At 57.4% G+C, this 7921-nt stretch carries 10 protein-coding genes and 1 other annotated feature; of the genes, 9 read left to right on the forward strand and 1 reads right to left on the reverse strand.

All coding sequences use genetic code 11. The features are described 5' to 3' along the window. Nucleotides 1-63 precede the first annotated feature (63 nt). Entirely contained in the window at nucleotides 64-2127 is a 2064-nt protein-coding gene (locus tag KQI10_RS04805; RefSeq protein ID WP_216566277.1) for an elongation factor G, read from the forward strand. A gap of 184 nt (nucleotides 2128-2311) precedes the next feature. Next, a complete protein-coding gene (locus KQI10_RS11925) occupies nucleotides 2312-2407 on the forward strand; it encodes a putative holin-like toxin (RefSeq protein WP_371818358.1) in 96 nt (31 codons plus the stop codon). 163 nt (nucleotides 2408-2570) lie between these two features. Here KQI10_RS11925 and KQI10_RS04810 read toward each other — a convergent pair whose 3' ends face one another. Beyond that, nucleotides 2571-2774 carry a hypothetical protein gene (locus KQI10_RS04810; protein WP_216566278.1) on the reverse strand — a complete coding sequence of 68 codons (204 nt, stop codon included), beginning with the start codon at nucleotides 2772-2774 and terminating at the stop codon, nucleotides 2571-2573. 168 nt (nucleotides 2775-2942) lie between these two features. On the opposite strand from KQI10_RS04810, the gene KQI10_RS04815 reads away from it, so the two are divergent. The 7 genes from KQI10_RS04815 (at nucleotide 2943) to KQI10_RS04845 (ending at nucleotide 7801) form a co-directional block, all read left to right on the forward strand. Further along, the gene (locus tag KQI10_RS04815) at nucleotides 2943-3308 is read left to right on the forward strand and encodes a metal-dependent transcriptional regulator (protein ID WP_216566279.1); all 366 of its coding nucleotides are present in this window, start codon (nucleotides 2943-2945) and stop codon (nucleotides 3306-3308) included. Next, nucleotides 3308-3676 carry a hypothetical protein gene (locus tag KQI10_RS04820; RefSeq protein ID WP_216566280.1) on the forward strand — a complete coding sequence of 123 codons (369 nt, stop codon included), beginning with the start codon at nucleotides 3308-3310 and terminating at the stop codon, nucleotides 3674-3676. Before KQI10_RS04815 ends, KQI10_RS04820 begins: the two co-directional genes overlap by 1 nt. Nucleotides 3677-3762: 86 nt before the next feature. Then, nucleotides 3763-3995: a binding site (T-box leader), on the forward strand. Between the two features lie 52 nt (nucleotides 3996-4047). Further along, nucleotides 4048-5049 carry an ATP-binding cassette domain-containing protein gene (locus KQI10_RS04825; RefSeq protein ID WP_216566284.1) on the forward strand — a complete coding sequence of 334 codons (1002 nt, stop codon included), beginning with the start codon at nucleotides 4048-4050 and terminating at the stop codon, nucleotides 5047-5049. Further along, entirely contained in the window at nucleotides 5042-5752 is a 711-nt protein-coding gene (locus KQI10_RS04830) for a methionine ABC transporter permease (protein WP_253285151.1), read from the forward strand. The genes KQI10_RS04825 and KQI10_RS04830 overlap by 8 nt, the downstream gene beginning before the upstream one ends. Before the next feature lie 90 nt (nucleotides 5753-5842). Then, nucleotides 5843-6658 carry a MetQ/NlpA family ABC transporter substrate-binding protein gene (locus tag KQI10_RS04835; RefSeq protein ID WP_216566281.1) on the forward strand — a complete coding sequence of 272 codons (816 nt, stop codon included), beginning with the start codon at nucleotides 5843-5845 and terminating at the stop codon, nucleotides 6656-6658. A gap of 121 nt (nucleotides 6659-6779) precedes the next feature. Beyond that, nucleotides 6780-7496 carry an AzlC family ABC transporter permease gene (locus KQI10_RS04840; RefSeq protein ID WP_216566282.1) on the forward strand — a complete coding sequence of 239 codons (717 nt, stop codon included), beginning with the start codon at nucleotides 6780-6782 and terminating at the stop codon, nucleotides 7494-7496. Then, a complete protein-coding gene (locus tag KQI10_RS04845; RefSeq protein ID WP_216566283.1) occupies nucleotides 7493-7801 on the forward strand; it encodes an AzlD domain-containing protein in 309 nt (102 codons plus the stop codon). The genes KQI10_RS04840 and KQI10_RS04845 overlap by 4 nt, the downstream gene beginning before the upstream one ends. Nucleotides 7802-7921: the final 120 nt, after the last annotated feature.

The following is a 7921-nucleotide window of genomic DNA, read 5'->3' on the forward strand; positions in this document are numbered from 1 at the left end:
GACCAAAACACCCCATTTTACCTCTGGAGGGCAGGTGCTCTCCCGAAAGGAGTTATTTTGACTATGTACACTGTAAACGCCATTCGCAATATCTGCCTTCTGGGCCACAGCGGCAGCGGCAAGTCCGCTCTGGCAGAAAGCCTTCTGTATATGACCGGCGCCATCGACCGGATGGGCAAGAACGCCGACGGCAACACCGTCAGTGACTACGACCCTGAGGAGATCCGCCGTAATATTTCTATTTCCACCTCTGTTATTCCCGTAGAATACCACAATACCAAGATCAACATTCTGGATACCCCCGGCGGCTTTGATTTCTCCGGCGCGGTTATGGAAGCTCTCCGGGCTGCCGATGCGGCCATCCTGGTGCTTTCCGCCAAGGACGGCATTACCGTAGGCTTTGAAAAGGCCTGGAACTACTGCGAAGAGCGGAATATGCCCCGGTTTGTCTACATCTCCAAGGTAGATGAGGACCATTCCGATTACAACGCCACCTTTAACGCCCTCCGGGAGCGTTATGGCAATAAAATCGCCCCTGTCATCGTGCCCATTTGGGACGCCTCCCACAAGGTCACCGGCATCATCGATGTACTCAACAAGCGTGCCTACGAGATGCAGAACCTGAAGCGTGTGGAAATCGAAGTCCCTGAGGACAAGGTTTCCGTTATTGAAGAATTCAACGATGCCTTGAAAGAAGCCGTTGCCGAGACCGATGAGGCCCTGATGGACCGGTTCTTTGAGGGCGACAGCTTTACTTACCGTGAGATGATCACGGGCCTGCACCAGGGCGTGCGGGAGCTGAGCCTGTTCCCGGTGCTTTGCGGCTCCGGTGTCAACTGCCTGGGCAGCCTCATGCTCATGGACCACATTGTAGACCTGTTCCCCAACCCCGTGGAGGGCAACTACCACAAGGCCACCACCACCGACGGCAAGGTGGAGGAATTCGTGGTTTCTCCCGGCGGTGTTCCCGCGGCCTTCGTGTGGAAGACCGTGTCTGACCAGTTCGGCAAGTATTCCTTCATCAAGGTCCTCTCCGGTGAGATTACCCCGGATACCACTCTGGTGAATGCCCGCACTGGCGATACCGAAAAGCTGGGCCGCATGTATGTCATGTGCGGCAAGAAGAACACCGAGGTCAAGGTCCTCTCCTGCGGCGACATCGGCGCCATCGGCAAGATGGACAAGGTCAAGACCGGCGATACCCTGTGTGACCCCAGAAAGGTGGTCTCCCTGAAGCAGATCCCCTATCCGAAAGCCTGCTACTCCATGGCCATCGCCCCCAAGACCCGGGGCCAGGAAGAAAAGGTCGGCACCGGCCTGAACCGGCTGAACGAGGAAGATCCCTCCTTCACCGTGGTCAACAACCCGGAGACCAAGCAGCTGGTCATTTCCGGCACCGGCGACCAGCAGCTGGATGTGCTGGTTTCCAAGCTGAAATCCCGCTTTGGCGTAGAGGCGGTGCTGACCACGCCCAAGATCGCCTACCGGGAAAAGATCAAGAAGACCGTCCAGGCCCATGGCCGTCACAAGAAGCAGACCGGCGGTTCCGGCCAGTTCGGTGACGTGTGGATCCGCTTCGAGCCTCAGGAGGAGCAGGACGAGATGATGTTCGCCGAGGAGGTCTTCGGCGGCTCCGTGCCCAAGAACTTCTATCCTGCCGTCGAAAAGGGCATTCAGGAAGCGGTCCAGAAGGGACCCCTGGCGGGCTACCCCATGGTCAACCTGAAGGCAGTGCTGTATGATGGTTCCTACCATCCCGTAGACTCCAACGAAATGGCCTTTAAGATGGCCGCTATCCTGGCCTTCAAGGAAGCCATGCCCAATGCCGGCGTGACCCTGTTGGAGCCCATCGGCTCTCTGAAGGTCACCATTCCCGACAGCTACATGGGCGACGTCATCGGCGATTTGAACAAGCGCCGGGGCCGCGTCATGGGCATGAACCCCGACAACAAGGGCAACACCGTGGTAGAGGCCGAGGTTCCCATGGCAGAAATGAGCGGCTACGCCATTGATCTCCGGGCCATGACTCAGGCCAGAGGCTCTTTCGAGTTGAACTTCGAGCGCTACGAAGAAGTCCCCAAGGCCAACCAGGCCAAGATTATTGCCGACGCCAAGGCAGCTGAATAAGACGTAAAAAATCAGGCCGCCCCAGTGAAAATGCCGGGGCGGCCTGAAAGCTTTTCTTGCAATCTGCCGCAATTTGTGCTATGCTGTCGACGGTACCTCCAGTACCCCGGTAGGCGGTTCCCCCCAATTCAATTTGGGGGTGAAATACTTCTTTTGCCCCCTTGCACAGAGAGGGGGTGGCGAAATGGTTACATGGCCGAATCTCATTGAGTTCTGCACATTCCTAATCGCTTTGATCTCCCTGATTATCGGGATTTTTGATCATAACAACAAGAAGTAACCGTCAACCTTCCACAGCAACGGTTACTTCTTAACCAATATTGTGGGAGAGCCGTCCTACTGGAGGTACCCCTTGTGTCTATACTATACTCCAAACAAATGCGATTGTCAACCGCCTTGCCTTCCGGCAGGGCTGTATTCTTCCGCACTTTTGGCGTCTGGGATCAATGGCGGCCGAGCAGATGGCGCTTCTTTTTGATGTCCTCTTCCTCCGGCCTTGCGCCGATGACCACGGTCTTCCTCGGAGACAGCAGCAGCCCCGCGCACAGGCCGGTCATAACGCACAGGGCCCCGCCAAGAGCCAGTTCCCGCTTGCGGACCAGCATCAGGCCGTCCAGACTGTCCCAGAATTTTTTGATTTCTTCCATTGTTTGTGCCTCCTTCCTGTTGATAGCACCACTATAGCAAAATCCTCTGAAGAAGTCAATGAACGTACCGTGAACTCCCCTGAATTCTCCTTGCTTTTCCGGCGTATTTTCGGTATAATAACGAAAAAGGAGAATTGGCTTTATCACTTGGAAAGGAAACAATACGATATGAGTGTACACGAATCCGGCGAAATGTACCTGGAGGCCATCCTGGTGCTGAGCCATCAGAATCCATTTGTCCGCAGCGTGGATGTGGGCGAGTATCTGGGCTATTCCAAGCCCAGCGTCTCCCGGGCTATGGGAATTCTCCGGGAGGAGAATTATGTCACTGTCAATAGAGACGGCGGCCTGGTGCTGACGGAAAAGGGGCGGACCCTGGCGGAAACCATCTATGAACGACACACCGTGCTGTCCAAAATGCTGATAGGTCTCGGCGTTTCTGAGGATACCGCCGCGGCGGACGCCTGCCGTATGGAGCACGTTATCAGCGATGAAACCTTCCAGGCCATCAAACGCCACGCCGCAACGCTGTGATGGAGAAGACGCACGACTGTACCTCCTGCACCGGCTGCAATGGCGGCTGCCCCGGCTGCGGGGGCTGCGACCACAGCCTGACCATGACCCAGCCGGAGATTGATTTTTTGCGGCGGCTGGCTCAGACCCCCTTTCTGCCCGTTGGCCGGGAGCTGGGGGAGGAGACTCCTGTTTTCGAAAACAACGCCGCCATGACCCCGGTTTTGCTGGTTCTGGAAAAGAAAAATCTCATCTCCATCGACTATCGGCAGCCGCTGAAGGGCTGTGCGGAGGAGTGGTATCTAAGCTGCCCCGTTCAGGGCAGTCTGGCCCTTACCGAGCGGGGACAGAAGGTGCTGGACCTGATCGATTATCAGGGAATCTTATAGCGGGCAAACAGGACTTCTTTGAACGTTTTCCAAGAAAAGGGATTGACAAATGCCTTTTATTGGGGTATTATGTCGGCAAATGAACACAAAAGGCATTGAAGGAAAGAGTAAGCGGTCACAGCCTTTCAGAGAGCCTCCATTTGGTGGAAAGGGGGCAAGCGCGAAGCCGCCGAACATGGTTCCGGAGCCGTGGGGGCGAATGGTTTAGTCTCCAACGGGGGCGCCCGTTACAGCGCGGGGGTATGCTGGTACTCCATGAGGCGTGTTCCTGTGAGGGACGCGCGAAGCAAGGTGGTAACACGGTTTTTCCGTCCTTGTGCCTTACGGTACAAGGACGGTTTCTTTTTGAAGGAGGAATTATTTTGGCGGCAATTATCGAGCTGCAAAAGCTATGTAAAACCTTTGGCAGCGGCGAAAACCAGGTAAATGCCCTGCAGGATGTGTCTATCTCCATTGAAAAGGGAGACATTTTCGGCATCATCGGCCTGTCCGGCGCGGGCAAGAGCACATTGGTTCGCTGCATCAATCTTCTGGAGCGGCCGGACAGCGGCAGCGTCCTCTTCCATGGGCAGAACCTGATGGAGCTGAAGGACAAGCAGCTGCGCCAGCAGCGGCGGAAGATATCCATGATTTTCCAGAGTTTCAATCTGTTGGAGCAGCGGACCTCTCTGGGCAACATCTGCTTTCCCATGGAGCTCTCCGGCGTGCCCCAAAAGATTGCACGGCAGCGTGCTCTGGAGCTGCTGGAGACCGTAGGCCTGCCGGACAAAGCGGAGGCCTATCCCGTGCAGCTCTCCGGCGGCCAGAAGCAGCGCATTGCTATCGCCCGGGCCCTTGCCTCAGATCCCGAGGTGCTGCTGTGCGATGAGGCCACCTCCGCTCTGGATCCCAAGACCACGGGGCAGATTCTGAGCCTGCTGCAGAAGATCAATCGGGAGCGGGGCATTACCGTCATCATCATCACCCACCAGATGTCCGTCATCGAGCAGATCTGCAACCGAGTGGCAATTCTGGACTCCGGAAAGGTGGCCGAGATCGGCGCGGTGGAGCAGGTCTTCTCCAATCCCCAGTCTCAGGCCGGCCGCCGACTGGTCAGCCCCGCCGTGGCAGAGCCAGCGGCCAACTGGAATATCCCCATTGCCCGCATCGCCTTCAACGGCGGCGCTTCCGAGGCCCCGGTCTTTGCACAGCTTATCAAGCAAACCGGTGTGGAGCCCTCCATTATGGGCGCGGCAACCCGGAATGTAGACGGAAAAGCCTTCGGCACCATGCTGATTACGTTACCGGAGGACGAGGCCAAGAAGCAGGAAATTCTGAGTTTCCTGAACGGCTGCCAGGGCGTCAGCGCGGAGGAGGTACGGGAAAATGTTTGATTTGTTTTCGGATGCGGCCAAGGTTGCCGCCCAGATGGAAATTCTTTCCAGCGAATACGGCTTTGCCCTATGGGAGACCCTGTATTCCCTGGCGCTGGAGGTCCTGTTTGCCTACGTCATCGGCCTGCCTCTGGGCGTGCTGCTGGTAACGGGGGAGCGGGACGGCATCCGCCCTCTGCCCCGGTGGCTTATGGCGGTGCTGAACGGTATTATCAATCTGCTGCGCAGCGTACCTTTCCTGATTTTGATGATCATTGCCCTGCCCCTGTCCAAGATTATTGTGGGCACCAAGGTCGGCACGGCGGCAACGATTCCGCCTATGGTCATTGCGGCGTTCCCGCTGGTGGCCCGGATGGTGGAATCCAGCCTGCGGGAAGTCGATCAGGGCGTTGTGGAGGCGGCCCAGTCCATGGGCGCCGGGGCTTTTCAGATTGTTTCCAAGGTGCTTTTGCCGGAAGCCCTGCCCAGCCTGATTTCCGGCGGCACCATTACCGTCGCCACCATTCTGGGCTACGGCGCCATGGCCGGTATCATCGGCGGCGGCGGTCTTGGCAAAATGGCCATCAACTACGGCTACTATAACTTCAAGTTCATCGTCATGTGGGCCGCCGTCATCGGTCTGATTGTTCTGGTCCAGGTCTTCCAGTCTCTGGGCACCAGACTTGCCAATAAGTGCGACAAGCGGCTGAGTAAAAAAAATTAAATAGGCTTCCCCCGGGGGAAGGCTTAGAAATGTTTTCACCGGGCAATCCCCGTTGAAATAAAACCCTTACGATAAGGAGCGTAATGAAAAATGAAAAAGACACTTGCAATTGTTCTGGCCCTGGCTCTGTGCCTGGGCGCACTGACCGCCTGCGGCAGCAAGAAGGACTCCGGTGACAAGACCATCACCGTAGCCGCCTCTCCCACGCCCCACGCCGAGATCCTGAAGGTCGCCGGTGAGGTTCTGGCAAAGGACGGCTGGACCCTGAAGGTCACCGAGTACGCCGACTATGTGGTTCCCAACAACGTTGTTGAGGACGGCGAGTGCGACGCCAACTACTTCCAGCATCAGCCCTATCTGGACAACTTCAATGCGGAGAACGGCACCCATCTGGTAAGCGTTGCCGCCATTCACTATGAGCCCTTCGGCATCTACGCCGGCACCAAGGATGCCATTGCAGATCTGGCCGATGGTGACAAGATCGCCATCCCCAACGACGGAACCAACCGCGCCCGTGCCCTGCTGCTTCTGGAGGCCAACGGAATTATCAAGCTGAAGGAGGGCGTCGGCCTGGACGCCACCGCTCTTGACATTCAGGAGAATCCCCTGAACGTGGAAGTCGTGGAAATGGAAGCCGCCCAGATCGCCGGTGTCCGTGATTCCGTGGCTCTGGCCGTCATCAACGGCAACTACGCCCTGAACGCCGGTCTGAACGCCGGTACCGACGCACTGGCCACCGAGGACCCCAACTCCGTCTCCGCCCAGACCTATGCCAATGTGCTGGTGGTCAAGGAGGGCAACGAGAACACCGAGAAGACCCAGGCCCTCGTCAAGGCGCTGACCAGCCAGAAGGTCAAGGATTACATCAACGAGACCTACTCCGGCGCTGTTGTGCCCATCTTCTAACTGCACCCTCTCTCAGGGCAGCCAATGCGGCTGCCCTGAATTTCTGCGGAATTCTCCTTGACGAACCATGCTTAACGCGCTAGAATAGTAAAACTATCCTTGCGGAAAAGAGAAAAGTACCATGAATTGGAACGAATATTCCCTGGGTGTCCGCCGGGGGATGCCGGTAGGGGTGGGCTACCTTTCCGTGAGCTTCGGCTTCGGAACGCTGGCCGCCTCTCAGGGCATCCGGGTGCTGGACGCCTTTTTGATCTCTGCCACCAATGTCACCAGCGCCGGACAGTTCGCCGGGCTGACCCTGATCCTGGCCGGGGCCGGGCTGTGGGAGGTCATTCTGACCCAGCTTATCATCAATAGCCGCTATGCCCTCATGAGCCTGGCACTGAGTCAGCGGATGGGAGAGAAAATCGGCTTGATCCCAAGGCTTTTGGCTGCCTTTATGAATACGGATGAAATCTTTGCTTTGGCCATGTCCCGAAAGGAGCCGCTTACGGTACCTTATCTGCTGGGGCTGGGGCTGCTGCCGTTTCTGGGCTGGACGGCGGGAACGGTGCTGGGGGCTCTGGCGGGGTCTGTCCTGCCGGAGGCTATCCGCACGGCTCTGGGGGTCATGCTCTACGGTATGTTCATCGCGATCGTCATTCCTCCGGCGAAGAAGGAACGTCCGGTTCTGGCCGCCGTGCTGATCGCTCTGGTTTGCAGCTGCCTGCTGGACTGGGTGCCTGTGTTTGAGAAGGTCTCCGCCGGTATTGGCATTGTCATCTGCACGGTGCTGGTGGCAGGAATCTGCGCGGCTCTGTTCCCCATTTCCGAGGAAGAAGCGGAGGAAGCGGTATGAGTATCTATCTGTATATTGCGGCCATGGCCCTGACGACTTATCTGATTCGCATGCTGCCCCTGACCATTTTCCGCAAGCCCATCAAGAGCCGGTTCCTCCGGTCCTTCCTTTATTATGTTCCCTATGCCTGCCTGACTGCCATGACCTTTCCCGCCATCCTGACCAGCGCCGGGACGCTGGCCGCCGGCATCGGCGCGTTGGCGGTTGCCGTGGTGTTGGCCTATTTCGGCAAAAGCCTGGTGGTCGTTGCCCTCAGCAGCAGCGCCGCGGTGTTTGTGATCAATCTTATCTGCGGGCTGCTGTGAAACTTAGGCTAGAGCTTTGAACTTTAGCCCTGTCCACCCGCAGGCTGGGTGCCTCCGGCGGGGAGCTTCTTGTCCCGCCAAGAAGCTCCGCAAGAATGCGGCCTAAGGGAGGCGCTGTCG

Origin of the sequence: Pseudoflavonifractor sp. MSJ-30, assembly GCF_018918045.1 — a bacterium.
Lineage (GTDB): Bacteria > Bacillota > Clostridia > Oscillospirales > Oscillospiraceae > Faecousia.